Annotated in this window: 14 protein-coding genes, 1 tRNA gene and 1 pseudogene; 11 read left to right on the forward strand and 5 right to left on the reverse strand. The window is 64.1% G+C overall.

Translation table 11 applies throughout. From position 1 onward, the window contains the following. Positions 1-79: 79 nt before the first annotated feature. On the forward strand, positions 80-907 hold the full coding sequence (locus G3A50_RS00125) for an oxidoreductase (RefSeq protein WP_163073232.1): 828 nt from the start codon (positions 80-82) through the stop codon (positions 905-907). Positions 908-963: 56 nt separating this feature from the next. Here G3A50_RS00125 and G3A50_RS22480 read toward each other — a convergent pair. The 3 genes and pseudogenes from G3A50_RS22480 to G3A50_RS00135 all read right to left on the reverse strand — a co-directional run. Then, positions 964-1,441: pseudogene (locus tag G3A50_RS22480) on the reverse strand (alpha/beta hydrolase); the annotation flags it as partial. Then, a complete protein-coding gene (locus tag G3A50_RS22435) occupies positions 1,347-1,694 on the reverse strand; it encodes an MFS transporter (RefSeq protein WP_210255191.1) in 348 nt (115 codons plus the stop codon). The pseudogene G3A50_RS22480 and the gene G3A50_RS22435, both read right to left, overlap by 95 nt. Positions 1,695-2,155: 461 nt before the next feature. Further along, positions 2,156-2,992, reverse strand: a complete 837-nt coding sequence (locus G3A50_RS00135; protein ID WP_163073233.1) for an oxidoreductase — start codon at positions 2,990-2,992, stop codon at positions 2,156-2,158. 153 nt (positions 2,993-3,145) lie between these two features. Here G3A50_RS00135 and G3A50_RS00140 point away from each other — a divergent pair, with 153 nt between their 5' ends. The 9 genes from G3A50_RS00140 (at position 3,146) to G3A50_RS00180 (ending at position 13,189) form a co-directional block, all read left to right on the forward strand. Then, positions 3,146-4,021 carry a LysR family transcriptional regulator gene (locus tag G3A50_RS00140; RefSeq protein WP_163073234.1) on the forward strand — a complete coding sequence of 292 codons (876 nt, stop codon included), beginning with the start codon at positions 3,146-3,148 and terminating at the stop codon, positions 4,019-4,021. Between the two features lie 444 nt (positions 4,022-4,465). Then, positions 4,466-5,545 carry a LacI family DNA-binding transcriptional regulator gene (locus G3A50_RS00145; protein ID WP_163073235.1) on the forward strand — a complete coding sequence of 360 codons (1,080 nt, stop codon included), beginning with the start codon at positions 4,466-4,468 and terminating at the stop codon, positions 5,543-5,545. Between the two features lie 2 nt (positions 5,546-5,547). Further along, the gene (locus tag G3A50_RS00150) at positions 5,548-6,291 is read left to right on the forward strand and encodes a glucosamine-6-phosphate deaminase (RefSeq protein ID WP_163073236.1); all 744 of its coding nucleotides are present in this window, start codon (positions 5,548-5,550) and stop codon (positions 6,289-6,291) included. Between the two features lie 66 nt (positions 6,292-6,357). After that, positions 6,358-7,521 (forward strand): extracellular solute-binding protein, encoded by a 1,164-nt coding sequence (locus tag G3A50_RS00155; protein ID WP_163073237.1) that lies wholly within the window; start codon positions 6,358-6,360, stop codon positions 7,519-7,521. Positions 7,522-7,601: 80 nt separating this feature from the next. After that, positions 7,602-8,675, forward strand: coding sequence for an ABC transporter ATP-binding protein (locus G3A50_RS00160; RefSeq protein ID WP_163073238.1), 1,074 nt, complete (start codon positions 7,602-7,604; stop codon positions 8,673-8,675). Continuing rightward, complete coding sequence (locus G3A50_RS00165) at positions 8,672-9,568, forward strand: ABC transporter permease (RefSeq protein WP_163073239.1); 897 nt, start codon at positions 8,672-8,674, stop codon at positions 9,566-9,568. Before G3A50_RS00160 ends, G3A50_RS00165 begins: the two co-directional genes overlap by 4 nt. 8 nt (positions 9,569-9,576) lie before the next feature. Next, positions 9,577-10,407 (forward strand): ABC transporter permease, encoded by an 831-nt coding sequence (locus G3A50_RS00170; RefSeq protein WP_163073240.1) that lies wholly within the window; start codon positions 9,577-9,579, stop codon positions 10,405-10,407. A 31-nt stretch (positions 10,408-10,438) separates the two neighbouring features. Next, positions 10,439-11,647, forward strand: a complete 1,209-nt coding sequence (locus tag G3A50_RS00175; protein WP_163073241.1) for an AGE family epimerase/isomerase — start codon at positions 10,439-10,441, stop codon at positions 11,645-11,647. A gap of 18 nt (positions 11,648-11,665) precedes the next feature. Further along, positions 11,666-13,189, forward strand: a complete 1,524-nt coding sequence (locus G3A50_RS00180) for a UxaA family hydrolase (RefSeq protein WP_163073242.1) — start codon at positions 11,666-11,668, stop codon at positions 13,187-13,189. 282 nt (positions 13,190-13,471) lie between these two features. On the opposite strand, the gene G3A50_RS00185 is transcribed toward G3A50_RS00180, so the two are convergent. Further along, positions 13,472-13,563 (reverse strand) — tRNA-Ser (locus G3A50_RS00185). Between the two features lie 101 nt (positions 13,564-13,664). After that, positions 13,665-14,378, reverse strand: coding sequence for a glutathione S-transferase family protein (locus G3A50_RS00190; protein ID WP_163077138.1), 714 nt, complete (start codon positions 14,376-14,378; stop codon positions 13,665-13,667). A 301-nt stretch (positions 14,379-14,679) separates the two neighbouring features. Between G3A50_RS00190 and G3A50_RS00195 the strand changes: the two genes are divergently transcribed. Then, the gene (locus G3A50_RS00195) at positions 14,680-14,949 is read left to right on the forward strand and encodes a hypothetical protein (RefSeq protein WP_163073243.1); all 270 of its coding nucleotides are present in this window, start codon (positions 14,680-14,682) and stop codon (positions 14,947-14,949) included. The last annotated feature ends 135 nt before the right edge of the window (positions 14,950-15,084 follow it).

Below are 15,084 nucleotides of genomic sequence, written 5' to 3' on the forward strand. Positions count from 1 at the left end.
CATAATTTTCGCGATCGAAGACCACCTTCCTGAAGACTATCAGTCATGGAGACGACGCATCAAGGACAGAGGCACAATCATGTCAGGGAAAACCTTCTTCATCACCGGCGCAAACTCCGGCTTCGGTTTCGCGATCGCGGCGGCCGCGACCCGCAAGGGCCACAAGGTCATCGGCACGGTCCGCTCGGAGCCGTCGCGGGCGAGCCTCGCGGAGCGCCTGCCAGAGGTGCGGTCGGTCCTATGCGACGTGACGGCATTCGACCGGATCGAGGATGTCGTCCGGCAGGCCGAGGAGGATCATGGGCCGGTCGACGTTCTCATCAACAATGCCGGCTATGGTCACGAGGGAGTTCTGGAGGAGGCGCCACTCGAAGAGATGCGGCGCCAGTTCGACGTGAACGTCTTCGGCGCGGTCGCGGTCGCCAAGGCGTTCCTGCCGCGCTTCCGCGAAAGGCGCCGAGGGTTCATCGTCAACGTGACCTCGATGGGCGGCATGATCACCATGCCCGGCATCGCCTATTACTGCGGGAGCAAGTTCGCCCTTCAGGGCATTTCGGAAGTCATGCGCGCGGAGATGGCGCCGTTCGGCGTCCATGTGACGGCGCTGTGCCCCGGCTCCTTCCGGACCGACTGGGCCGGGCGCTCCATGGTCCGGACCGAGCGGTCGATCGCGGACTACGATGCGCTGTTCGATCCGATCCGGCAGGCGCGGCAGGCCAAGAGCGGCAAGCAGCTTGGCGATCCAGACAAGCTTGCGGCCGCCGTCCTGGACCTGATCGCGTCCGGCAACCCTCCCCCGCAGCTTTTGCTGGGCAGCGATGCCCTTAGTCTCGTGTCCGATAGGATCGACCGCCTGAAGCAGGAGATCGAGGCATGGAAGTCCGTTACCGTCTCGACCGACGGCTGACAGCGCTGCGCAGCATGGCGCCTCCCGCACGTGGTTCAGGCCTTCCGGCCGGCCGCCTAGGGAACCAATCCGGCGATCTCTACGGGATGAAACCGCAGCGAGACATGACTTGAGCCGAGCGCGACCCTCTTGGCGTTCATCCGCCTGGCCATAAGGCGCTGACGCTGAGGGCCGATGACGCGGTCATTCGTGGAAATCGCGTAAGAAGGAGGGCTTCGATCGCTACGCCGCCTGTGTGGTTCGGCCCGCTGTGAACTCCCTGTGAAACGGCCACTGCGCGGCATGAAGCGCCCTCGCCTTTGCTGGCGGCGGATCGGGGGCGAAAGCGCGACTGAACGCATCCTCGGTCAGGCGCCCTTCGTCACCGTCGAAGACGATCCCCGCAGCGGCGGGCGCGATTGGGAGCCGTTTCGCCAGCGCCGTGTAGTCCTCGCCCGCATCAGGCGCACGGGCGGCGACATATACCGGGGCGGACACGCTGCGATGCGTCCTCGCCTCCGTCACGAACACGCCCGACAAGGCTGATGCTGAGAGCCGCGCCGACTGAGAGGCAGAAGGCGATGCAGAGGACGGCGACGATAAAGGCCTGGGTGATGGCGGCGGGGTCGGTTCGCGCGCCAAGGACCTCGTAGAAAATTCCGCCGATCACGGCGACGCTGAGCGCGGTGCTGACCTGCAAGGTCGAACTGGCAATGCCGGCGATCATGCCGGAATAGGCCGGCGCGACGCGCCCCGTCACCATGCGCATCAAGGTCGAAAGCGCCAGTTCCAAACGGCAGGAAGACAAGGCCGGCACTCAGAGCGCTCACCTCCAGCGCGGTCTGCAGGTAGACGGAGAACAGCAGGAAAAAGGTGCTGATCGAGTAGAACGACAATGCGACCAGCAGCGCACGGCCCAGTCCCGGCGCTCGCAAGGCGTCCGGGTCAAGCAGGGGAGCACCGCCGGCGCGTGCCCGTCGGGCCTCGTAACGCAAGAAACGCCATGCCAGCAGCGGTACCGCGATGAGCGACAGCCAGGACCACAGCGGCCACCCGGCTTCGCGCCCTTCGACCAGCGGCACGATCAGCGCACCGAGCGTCACCATCGACAGGGCCATGCCTCCGAGATCGAGCCTACGTGCGCCCTGCACGCGCGTCTCCTGTACATTCTGTTTCCGGTCGCGCGGCCTCGCAGCCCGCGTCGACGAGCCGTGACAGGCGTTTCGCTCTGCCATGGCCCGCCGAAGTTACCCCCCCGTGCGCACGTCCCTAGCCGTGCGTGTCGAAATCGGTCGCGATGGAGATGTCGCGCCAGGCGGCCATGTCGGCTCGGAACGCATCCAGCTTGCGCTCCGCCATCGCGTGAGCGCGTGGGCCGATGGGCAGGTGCAACGGCGGGTTCTCGGCATCGACGGCCTGCAGCATCACGGCGACAGCCTTGGCGGGATCACCCGCCTGCCTTCCATCATTGGTCTGGCGGTAGTGCCGTCTCGCCTGCGTGGTCCCGGCGTAGGCGGGGATCTCGCGTGCCGCGGCAGCCATGGAACGCCCGAGAAACGCGGTTCGGAACGGGCCGGGCTCGGCGATGATGACATCCACGCCGAGCGGGCGAAGTTCTCCGGCGAGTGCCTCGGACAGGCCCTCCACCGCGAACTTGGTCGCGTTGTAGAATCCGAAGCCGGCGGAGCCGGCGATCCCGGCACCGGAGGAAAGATTGACGATGCGGGCTCCGGGACGCCTGCGGAGCGCCGGCAGGGCGGCCCGCGTCGTCTCGATCAGGCCGAAGACGTTCACCTCGAACAGCGGTCGGTATTCGGCGGGCTCCCCCTCCTCGATGGCGCCGATGAAACCGAAGCCGGCATTGTTGACCAGTACGTCCAGACCGCCGAACGCGCTTTCGGCCAGGTCAACGGCCCTTGCGGTGTCGCCCGCGCGTGTAACGTCGAGCGAAACACTGCGCACCGTGTCGGGATAGCGGTCGCAGAGCGACTGCAAGTCGTCGGCGGAACGGGCGGTGGCGACGAGGCGGTCGCCCCGCGCGGCGACGGCCTCGGCAAGCTGCCGGCCCAGACCGGACGAGCATCCTGTGATCAGCCAGGTTTTCATCACATTTTCCTTCATCGGGCGGGGCGCCGCGGAGGCTGACGCCATCCACAGTCGGTGCTCTCGCCGCCTTGCGATGAGGCGAATGTAGGTAATTGGATTTGTTCGAGAACTGACAGTATCGTACATTCTCCGTTCAGTTTTGTGGGTGCGCCGATGGAGTGGAGCGACGTCAGGATTTTTCTGGCCATCGCCCGTACCGGGACGCTGGGCGCAGCCGCCCGCGCGCTTCATCTGAGCCATCCCACGGTGGGGCGCCGTCTTCGGGCACTGGAGCAGGCCACCGGCCAGACGCTGTTTCAGAGAACGGCCGACGGTTTCATTCCCACGGAAGAAGGAAACGCCGTCATCGCTCTGGCGGAGCAGATGGAAGAAGGCGCCCTCGCCATCGAGCGGCGTCTGGCCGGGCGGGAACAGAACCTTCAGGGGACCTTGCGCGTCTCGTCTGCCGACTGGTTCGGCGCCTACGTCCTGCCGCCAATCATCGACGAGTACGCGAAGGCCTACCCGCACGTCGACATCGAGATACTGACGGGCACCCGCCTGTTCAGCCTCGCTCAGCGGGAGGCCGATATCGCCTTCCGGATTGTCCCGTTCGACAGCCCCGATGTCGTTCAGCGACGGCTGACGCGGCTGACCTATGGAGTCTATGTGGCCATGGACTCACCGGAGCCGATCTATGGCGACGGAACGGACTTTCGGCTCATTACCCACGACACATCGACAGGCCAGTTTCCGGATATCGCCTGGCTCATAGAGAGCTTCCCGAACGCGCGGCCGCTTCTCCGCTCCAACAACCGAAACGTGCAGGGGCGCATGTGCCGGCAAGGCATCGGCATCGCGGTTCTGCCGCAAGTCGTCGGAAATCAGTTAGCCGGCCTTCGCCGGCTTGATCTGCCGGTCGAGCCACCCTCAAGGGACATCTGGATGGGCTACCATCGGGATATGAGGCGCCTTCAGCGCCTGCGGGCCTTCATAGACACGGTGGCCAATCATATTGCGAACGCCCCACTCCGCCTGGAATCGCCTTAATACGCAGCGTGATAGGTCGAAGAGCAGTCGTACGATGATGGTTCGTAAGCATCGATAGCGGCACAGAAGTGAGGTAGGGCGAGGCCGGCGGCGCGGGCCGCGCCATTGCGATGGAAAAGCTCGACACGTTGGTGGCGAACCACATCGAGCAGCGCCTGCGTCGGTTCTCTGAGGCCATCGAATCAGGCTCCACCGTCACGCCCGCCATGGTTGCAGATTTCGCTGGCACGGCCCGCAGACGCATGCGGATGGAGGGCGGGGGGCTACCGGCGCGATCACGTGCACGCCTTGGCCCCGCACGTTGAGGGCGGCGCGAAGGAAGTCCGCATTATCGGTTCGCTTCCGATGTGATTGTCGGCCCCCTTCCCCTCCCGCCAGGACGCTTGACAGCGAATGAAACCGGTTTCATTCTCAATGGTGAAGTAAGTTTCTTCAGGAAAAACCGTGACGAAACCCCCGACCGTCAACGCATCTCCGACCATCCGCCTCGTTGCGCGTGAGGCCGGCGTCTCGCAGGCGACGGTATCGAGGGCGTTCTCGCAGCCCGACCTCCTGACGCCGGCCACCATCGAGAAAGTGCTCAGCACGGCTAAACGCCTCGGCTACGTCCCCAATCAGGTGGCACGTGCGCTCTCCACCGGGCGAGCCGGCAATATCGCGCTGATCCTGCCTGACGTCGCCGACTCCTTCTTTTCGTCGCTGGTGCGTGGCGCGCAGGCGCAGGCGTACAAGCGCGGCTATGCGACGTTCATCGGCGACTCCGACGAGACCGGCTATCTCGAGGATGTCCTGATCACCAAGCTTGCCGCACAGGTAGACGGCTTCGTACTGGCCTCGCCGCGTATCGAAGAAAAACTGATCCGCAAACACGTCGGCCGCAAACCCATCGTCATCATCAATCGGGATCTCGAAGGTATTGCGCGTGTATTGGTGGATACGGTGCCGGCCTTCACCGCCGCCGTGAACCTACTGGCCAGTCTTGGGCATCGCACCATTGCCTATGTCGGGGCGACGAGCTCTTCCTGGGCGAGCCAGCAGCGCGCCGAAGCGGTGGCGGTTGCCGGAGCCGCGCATGGACTTCGCGTTGTCCAGATCGCAGCGGGGCGCCCCAACCATGAAGCGGGGCGTAGCTGCGTCGATGCCCTGCTGAGGGAGGGCGTGACCGCCGCGCTCACCGTGGGCGATATCGTGGCGCAGGGTATCATGGCCGGCCTATCCGAGCGTGGCCTCTCGGTGCCGCACGATTTCAGCCTGGTCGGCTGCGACGACATCATCGCCTCGACGACCTATCCGCCCCTGACCAGCGTCAACGCCTTCTCCGCGCTTGCCGGCGCGAACGCGGTCGACCTGCTGCTTGATGGCCTGGCCAACCCACCTTCGCCGACCGACAGCCATGTGATTACGGGCGAGCTTGTCACCCGCAGCACGGTCGGTCCGGCGCCGGCGAAAAAGCAGCCCGTACAGGGCAAGACACGGGGCCAGAAGCCTCGGGCAACCACTCCCAATCCGTCCCGCAGGAAGTGAATATGATCGATATCAAGATCCACGACACCAAGCCGGAGAATGGCGCCGCGGCCGCCGCCTTTGGCGCGGCGGCCATCCGCGATGCGATTGCCGCGCGCGGCAAGGCGAATGTTGTTGTCGCTACCGGGGCTAGCCAGTTCGAGATGCTGGAGGCCTTGGTCGCCGCGGCGGATATCGACTGGTCGAAGGTCACCGCCTTCCATCTCGACGAGTATATCGGCATGCCGGAAACCCACCCGGCAAGCTTCCGCAAGTATCTCAAGGAGCGATTCACGGGAAAGCTGCCGACGCTCGGGGCCTTCCATTTCGTCGTCGGCGATGCCCCGGACCTCGACGCCGAGCTGGATCGCATGAACGCAGTGCTCGACGCGCATCCGATCGACGTGATGTTCGCGGGAATCGGCGAGAACGGTCATCTCGCCTTCAACGATCCGCCGGCCGATTTCGAGACCACGCTCGCCTACAAGGTGGTCGAGCTCGAAGAGCGCTGCCGGCGCCAGCAGTTCGGCGAAGGCTGGTTCCCGACCTTCGACGACGTGCCCACCAGGGCAATCTCGATGACCGTGCAGCGCATCGTGTCGAGCCGGGTCATCATTCTCACCGTGCCGGACGAACGCAAGGCGGAGGCCACCCAGCATGTGCTGGAAGGACCCGTCACCAACATGTGGCCGGCGTCGATCCTTCAGGAACACCCGAACTGCCACGCCTTTCTCGACAGCGCCGCAGCGAGCCGGCTGGCCAAATAGCCGGCTGCGCAAGGCGTTCAGATCATCAGTGCCGATCACCAACAAAAACCAGAGTGGAGAGATCAGATGTCGCTTATGAGTTGGAAGTCCAGCCTGCTGACGACGGGAGCCATCCTCGTCTCGATGACCTTCGGTGCCATGGCGGAGCCGGTCGTCATCAACGTGATCGACGTCGCCGGCGACCTTGAGGTCAGCGGACCGGCGATTGAGAAGTTCCAGGCCGAGCATCCCGAGCTGGTGTCCAAGTTCGTGTTCACCCAGGCCACCGCGCCCGAACTCGCCGGCAAGCTGAAGGCGCAGCAGGATGCGGGCCGCGTCGACATCGACTTCGTGCTCACCGGCAATGACGCGCTTGCGGCTGGCATGGAACAGGGGCTCTGGCTTGAAATTCTGCCGAAATATGCCAGCGCGTTTCCCGACCTGAAGGAGCTCTATATTCCTGGCGCCTACCTGATGCAGGAAATGGCGCGCGGCCAGGCTTTCGTCCTTGACTGGTATCCGTCCGGCCCGCTGCTGGAATATGCGCCCGACCGCGTGAAGGATGTGCCCAACACTCCCGAGGCGCTGATGGCCTACTGCAAGGCCAATCCGGGCAAGTTCATGTATGCCCGCCCGGCCAATTCCGGCCCCGGCCGCACCTTTGTGATGGCGCTTCCCTATCTGCTCGGCGACAAGGATCCCAAGGATCCGATCAATGGTTGGGACAAGACCTGGGCCTATCTCAAGGAACTCGACACCTGCATCGAGTACTACACCGCCGGCACGACCGCCTCGATGAAGGAACTGGCCAACGGCACGCGCGACATCATCGCCACGACCACCGGCTGGGATATCAACCCTCGCTACCTCGGCATCGTGCCGGAAGAATATGAGATCGGCGCGTTCAAGAACTTCACCTGGGTCGGTGACGCCAACTACATGGCCATTCCGAAGGGTGTCCCGGAAGAAAAGCTGAAGGTGGTCCTGGAACTGATGAAGTACCTGCTCAAGCCTGAGCAGCAGGCCTACATGTACGACCACGGCTACATGTATCCCGGCCCGGCGATCAAGGGCGTGACCCTCGACATGGCGCCGAAGGAGAGCCAGGAGACGATCGCCAAGTATGGCCGGCCGGAATATGCCAGCCTGATCGCCGACAACCCCACCGAAGCTCCGCTCGACGCCAAGCCCCTGGTCGCGATGTTCGACAAGTGGGATCGCGAGATCGGCGCCGCCAAGATGCAGAAGTAACGGACAGCCGGCGGGCCATCGGAGCATGGCCCGCCGGAGCCTTCCGGATTTTCTTTTCAGACAAGCGGGATTGAATGGCGATGGCGATAGCTTCCGCCGACTTTCGTGAATTGCGGCTGGACCGCATGAGCCGGAATTTCGGAGCCCACAACGCGCTCAAGGAAATCAGCCTGACGGTGCAGCGCGGCGAGTTCATCGCCCTGCTGGGACCTTCGGGATGCGGCAAGTCGACGGCGCTCAATTGCCTCGCCGGGTTGCTGTCGCTGAGCGAGGGCGCCATCTGGCTCGACGACAAGCGGATCGACACGCTGAAGTCCGAGCAACGCGGCTTCGGAATGGTATTCCAGAATTACGCTCTGTTCCCGCACATGGACGTGCGCCGCAATGTCGGCTTCGGTCTGCAGATGCAGGGCGTCTCCAAGGCCGAGACCGAGCGCCGGGTAGATGAGGCGCTGAACGTCGTCCGGCTTACCACCCAGGGCGCCAAGCTGCCGGGACAGCTCTCCGGCGGCCAACAGCAGCGCGTCGCCATCGCCCGCGCCATCGCCGTGGAGCCGCCGCTGGTCCTGATGGACGAGCCGCTGTCCAATCTTGACGCCAAGCTGCGGCTGGAAATGCGCGCCGAAATCCGCCGCATCCATCGCCTGCTCGGCTCCGCGACCATTTATGTCACGCATGATCAGGACGAGGCGCTCTCGCTCGCCGACCGCATCGTGGTTCTGCGCGATGGCGAGGTTCGCCAGATCGGCACGCCGCAGGACCTGTACCGTCGGCCGCTGCACAGCGATGTCGCCGAGTTCATGGGATTCCGCAATGCACTGGCCGGCAAGGTCGTGCGGCGGGAGGCCGGCGAGGTCGAGGTGGATTGCGGCTTTGCCGGGCCCCTGCGCGGCCAGCCGGTGGATCTGGCGGGCGACGGGCCCGTCACGGTGGCGATACGTCCCTCCGATCTCGTGCCGATGTCAGATGGCGCGCTCGATGCCGAGGTCACGGGCATGGAGTATCGCGGCGAAGCCTATTTCGGCACAGCTACCGGGCCGGCGGGTCAGGAGATGTTCTTCCGGTCCGAGACGCCGCTTGGCGTCGGCGAAGCGGTGCGCCTCGGTGTTCCGGCGGATCGCACGCTGGTCTACGCGAGCGGGGGCGAGCAATGACACCGGCCTCGTCGAAGACCTCCCCTCCACGCCGGCGCAGCCTGGCCGACCGCGGCATCGACGGTGTGACGTTGCTGCTGGTGCCGGCCGCACTGTTCGTCGTGGTGGTCTTCGTCTACCCCTTCCTCTACGGGCTGGCCCTGTCCTTCGCGCCGAAGGAAGGTGGCCCGTTCGGCAACTACATCCGCTTCTTCTCCGACCCCTACATGTACGGCACGATCTGGCTGACGCTGCGCCTCGCCGTGCCGGTCACAATCCTGAACATCGCCCTGTCGGTGCCGATTGCCATGCAAGTCAGGCACATGAAGCATCAGCGCCTGCTGACAACCATTCTGGTGCTGCCCATCACGCTGGGCACCGTGCTGGTGGCGGAAGGGCTGCTCAACTATCTCGGCCCGCAGGGCTGGCTGAACCGGACCATGATCCTGTTCGGGCTGATCGACCGCCCGATCCGGCTGGTGCACAATTACTGGGGCGTGTTCATCTCCCTGGTGATCACCGGCTTTCCGTTCACCTTCCTGCTGACGCTGTCGATGATCTCCGGCATCGATCCGGCGCTCGAACAGGCTGCCGCGACGCTTGGCGCCCGCGCGCGCCACCGCTTCCGCCACATCGTGCTGCCGCTCATCGTGCCGGGGCTCGCGGTCACGTTCTGCCTCGCCTTCGTGGACGCCTTCTCGGTGTTCCCTTCCGCCGTGATGTTGGGCGCGCCGGCGGGCGAGACGCGGGTGATCTCCTTCGCGGCGGCGCAGGCGGCCTTCGAGCAATATGACTACTCCTACGCCTCGGCGATCGCGATGATCATGGCCGTGGTGCAGTTCGGCTTTGTTGGCCTCGTGCTGGCCGTGCGCGGGCTGTTCTACAAAGGGCCGGCCGGCGGCGGGAAAGGCTGAGCGAAACCATGGAAACCGCTATCGAGAGACTCTGGAAGACGTTGGTCTGGGCCTTCATCGTCTTCTTCGTGGTCAACGTTATCGCGATGATCTCGGTCGTCGTGATCAATTCCTTCGGCACGCGCTGGCTTAATTCCTGGCTGCCGGCAGCTTTCACCACGCGGTGGTATGCATCGGCGTGGAAGGAATTCCAGCTCAGCGACGTGCTGCTGGTTACTTTCCAGATCGCCGGAGCCGTCGTTCTCATCTCCGCCGCGATCGGGGTGCCCGCCGCCTACGCGCTGGCGCGCCGGAACTTCCCCGGCAAACCGCTGGTCATGCTGCTGTTTCTGCTGCCGCTGCTGGTGCCGCCCATCACCTTCGGCGTGCCGCTCGCCACCGTGCTCTACAAGGTGAGGCTTGCCGGCACGATGTGGGGCGTCATCGTCGCCAATCTGGTGCCGACGATACCCTTCACGGTCGTGCTGATGATCCCTTTCATCGAGCAGATCGACCCGCGTGTCGAAGCTGCGGCACGTGTGTTCGGCGCGAACACGGGGCGGCTGTTCATCCACGTCCTGCTGCCGCTGCTGATGCCGGGCGTCCTTGCGGCGACGCTGCTCGCCATGGTGCGCACCGTCTCCATGTTCGAGCTGACCTTCCTCACCGCCGGCCCCACCAGCCAGACGCTTGTCGTTGCGCTTTACTATTCGGTTTTCGCGGCGGGTGTTCGTGCCGGTCAGTCGATCGACGCCATGGCTGTCGTCTACATGCTCAGCACGTTGATATGGCTGATCGTGGCGCTGCGCTTCGTCAATCCGACCCAGATCGTCGCACGGGTGAAGAAGGCGCCGGCGTGACCGGCGCGTCGCTTCAGCGGACAGGCCGCGAATGATCGTTCCTGCCGTCAACGGAGAGACCAACCTGGCGCGGCCGGCCAATCTCCGGGCCTGGCTCACGGACCTTTTCATCCCGGTCTGGATCGAACGCGCCTGCCCTCCTGGCTGCCCCGGTTACGTGGAAGAGGTGCGCCGGTCGGACGGGACACCGGTTTTCACGGACACCCGCAGCACGCTCGTGACCGGGCGATTGCTGTACTCTTTCAGCCGGGCCTACGGGTTTGATGGATCGCCCGCCACCTTGCGCGCCGCCCAACATGGGCTTGCCTTCCTGCTCGGCGCCTGCCGCCTGTCTCCGGGCCATTTCGTCCATGCGGTGACGCCCGACGGGCGGGTGATCGATGGCGATGCCGATCTCTATGATCTCGCCTTCGTTCTGCTCGGGATCGGGGGCTACGCAAAGGCGAGCGGCGAGCGGGGTGTCCTTCGTATCGCCGACGAGATTGCTCACCGCCTCGACGGGGAACTGGAAGATCCGCTTGGCGGGTATCGCGAGCCTGCGGGAACAGGGGAGCGACGCCGTCAGTTTCCCCAGATGCACCTGTTCGAAGCCTTCCAGCTGCTGGCAACGCTTGATCCTGGAGGAGGCTGGGCATTGCGGGCCGGGAGAATTCTCAAGCTCGCCGAACGCCTGATCGACGCGGATGGCCGTATCGACGAATGGTACGCCGCGGATTGGGGAAGGTTGGACAATGCCCAGCGCGAGGGCGAGCTTGGTCATCACTTCGAATGGGCCTGGATGCTGGATCAGTACGCCGACGCGAGCGGCGCGCAGCTGGCCAGGGAATTGGCAGCACGTCTTTCTGGCTTTGGAATTAAGGCCGCTGCCATCACTTCCTTGGGACCCGACAAGCCAATCCCCAACGCCATCGACGGCGACGGCCGGTCTTCCTCGTTCTCTCGCCCGTTGTGGCCCACGATCGAGTTGTTGAGGGCAGCATTGACCGGCGATGAGAGTGTGTGGTCTCGAACAACTGCTTCCGAGAAGGCCATCAATGTTATGTTTTCATACTCGATAGATACAGTTTCTGGACTCTGGGTAAATGACATCGACTCCTCTCTACACGCGAACTCGGAAATAATACCAACTCGTGTATTATACCATACTATCCCATGTATTATCGAATACATCGGTAAATCTCGACCATCCCATGCCGCGCCAACGCGGTTGGCGCCTCGTCCAACGCAGACTGTTTCTTAAGACTGGAAGTCCCGACTGATGACCGCTCCGCGCATCCTGCGTCTCAACGACGCCGACAACGTCATTATCGCGGTCGACAAGGTCGCCGCGGGCGCGGAACTGCGCGAGGGTGTTGTCGTCAGGCGCGCGATACCCAGGGGACACAAGATCGCTTCGCGGCCGATCCCGAAGGGCGACGCGATCCGCAAATTCGGGCAGGTGATCGGCTTTGCCAGGGACGACATTCCGGCCGGCGAATGGGTGCACGAGCATAATGTCGTGCTGCACGATTTCGAGCGCGACTACGCCTTCGCGACCGAAGCCAGGCCCGATACCGGTCTCGCGCCCGGCGAGGCGCCGGCAACCTTCCAAGGCTTCCGCCGCGCCGACGGCCGCGTCGGCACCCGCAACTATGTGGGCATCCTGTCCTCGGTGAACTGCTCAGCCACCGTTGCCGAGTTCATAGCCGACGCGGTGACGCGCTCCGGCGTGCTGGAGGACTACCCGAAGATCGACGGGGTGGTCGCATTCACCCATGGCACAGGCTGCGGCATGTCATCCAAAGGGGAGGAATTCGACATTCTCGCCCGCACGCAATGGGGCTATGCCAGCCACCCCAATTTCGCGTCGATACTGGTGGTGGGCCTCGGCTGCGAGGTGTTTCAGATCCCTCGCATGATGAAGGAATACGGAATCGTCGAGGGGCCGCATTTCCAGACCCTGACGATTCAGGAGACCGGCGGCACGCGCAAATCCATCGAGGCCGGCGTTGCCAAGATCATGGAAATGCTGCCTTCTGCCAACAGCGTCAGCCGCACCTCCGTGCCCGCTTCAGAATTGACCCTCGCGCTCCAATGCGGCGGTTCGGACGGTTATTCCGGCCTCACGGCCAATCCGGCACTGGGCGCAGCGGTCGATCTTCTTGTGCGTCACGGTGGCACCGCCATCCTGTCCGAGACGCCGGAAATCTTCGGCGCCGAACATCTGCTCACCCGCCGCGCCGAAAGCGAGGAGGTTGGCCGCAAGATCGTCGATCTCATCGACTGGTGGACCGACTACGTCGCCCGCGCCGGCGGCGAGCTCAACAATAATCCCTCGCCCGGCAACAAGGCCGGCGGTCTGACCACCATCCTGGAAAAGTCGCTCGGCGCGGTGGCGAAGGGCGGGACGTCGACACTGCGCGGCGTCTATCGCTACGCGGAGCGTATCGACCGCAAGGGCTTCGTCTATATGGATACACCCGGCTATGACCCGGTCGCCGCGACCGGACAGGTGGCCGGTGGAGCCAACATGTTGTGCTTCACCACCGGCCGCGGATCGGCCTATGGATGCAAGCCGACCCCGTCGATCAAGCTCGCCACCAACTCCGACCTTTTCGCGCGCATGGAAGAGGACATGGACATCAATTGCGGCGACATCCTTGATGGCGTTTCAATCGAGGAGAAAGGCCGAGAGATCTTCCAATTAGTACTGAACATCGCCTCGGGACAGCGCTCCAAGTCCGAACTGCTCGGCTATGGCCGCAATGAGTTCGTGCCCTGGCAGCTCGGTGCAGTGATGTGATTGAGACGGGCAGCCGGAAAAGGCTGGACGGACGGCCTGCACGCTGTCCGGCTTGTCTCCAGCCATGGAAGGCGCAGACGTTGCCCCTTATCGCCAATCCAGATTGAAACTCGCTCCGGCCCATTGAGAGGATCAGAAGCGCCTGTTCCGGCTCTACCGCGAGGAACGGCTGATGGTCCGCCGACGGGGTGGCCGCGAGCGGCCGATCGGGACACGGGCGCCGATGATCATCCCGAAGGAGAGAATTCGGTGACCCTGAACGTGCCCAGTTTGAGAGCGAAATGGCGGAGACGGAGGGATTCGAACCCTCGAGACCCTTTTGGGGGTCTGCTCATTTAGCAAACGAGTGCCTTCAGCCTCTCGGCCACGTCTCCAGCCGTCACCAGCTGCGCGAAGCAGTCAGTGACCGGCGACCTGTCTAGGTTTCCGTACCCGGCGGGTCAAGGGGTTTCATAGCGTCCCGGCCGGGTCATCCCTATCCCTGCGCGCGCTGGCCGAACATGATGCGCTGCGCTTCCTTGTCGGAAGCCAGGTCGATCTTGCCGCGGTCTTCCGCGTTGACGGCCATGCCGCGCTTCACGGCGGGACGCGCCAGCACCCGCTCGATCCAGGCGCCCAGGTGCGGGAACTCCTCGATCCTCTGCCCCTGCCGCTCCCACAGCTTCGCCCAGCCGATGCAGGCGATGTCGGCGATCGAGTAATCGCCGGCGAGATAGGGGCGGTCGGCGAGGCGCTTGTTCATCACCCCATAGAGGCGATGGACCTCATTGGTGTAGCGGTCGATGGCGTAGGCGATCTTCTCCGGCGCGTAGATGCGGAAATGATGGGCCTGGCCGGCCATCGGCCCGAGGCCGCCCATCTGCCAGAACAGCCACTGGTCGACTTCCACGCGCCCGCGCTCGTCCGCCGGATAGAACAGCCCGGTCTTGCGCCCGAGATATTGCAGGATCGCGCCGGACTCGAACACCGAGATCGGTTCGCCGCCAGGGCCCTGCGGATCGAGAATCGCCGGAATCTTGTTGTTCGGAGAGAAGGCCAGAAACTCCGGCTTGAACTGCTCGCCGCGGGCGATGTTCACCGGATGCACCTCGTAGGGCAGTCCGCATTCCTCCAGCATGATGCTGATCTTCCAGCCGTTCGGCGTCGGCCAGTAATAGAGCTGGATCGGCTTTGTCTGAAGCTCGGACATGGAGAGAATGCCTTCCGCCGCTTCGCCCCCTCGGGCGGTTCGCCTCAAGAACTAGGACTCCTGAACGCGGCTGGCAAGCGCGCGCGCGTGCGCACGCATGGGCGCCTTACCGAAGCATTATCTGACGGAGCGTAAGTTTACATCTTCCGTTACGGCGTTAATACTTGCCGATGCGTCATCACTACACGAGATCGTAAAGTGTTCGCATATTTTATGCTTGAATTTGTCCCAATTCCGCCACCGTGCGGATAAGTAATCAACCCGTCCGCAACAATCGCGGATGTGAATCGAGGGATTCGAAATGACCAAGCGCCTCCTTGCCGGGCTTACCGCCGCGACGCTCGTCCTCGCGTCGGCTTCCGCCTTCGCCGCCTCCACCGGCACGGCCCCGGCCGGTGCTACCGCCCCGCAGACCCAGGCTGCCGCCGCGCCGATGACGACCAAGACCAACAAAGTCGCGCTCAACAACAAGAAGAGCTGCGAGAAGGAATGGTCGGTCGATCACAAGGCCGGCAAGATCAAGGGCGTGACCCAGAAGGACTTCATGACGAAGTGCCTCAAGGGCGCGTAGTCGGCGCATGTCGTCCTGCCACGCTTCGGCGTCGCAGGATGGCGTTGGCGAGCTGGCAGGTCTGAGCGCCCGGGTCGTTCCCCGCCCCACCCGTCGGGGCACGATCATGGCAGGCGGCCTGCCGGAGCCGCGTCC

The organism is Ancylobacter pratisalsi (assembly GCF_010669125.1).
Classification (GTDB): Bacteria; Pseudomonadota; Alphaproteobacteria; order Rhizobiales; family Xanthobacteraceae; genus Ancylobacter; species Ancylobacter pratisalsi.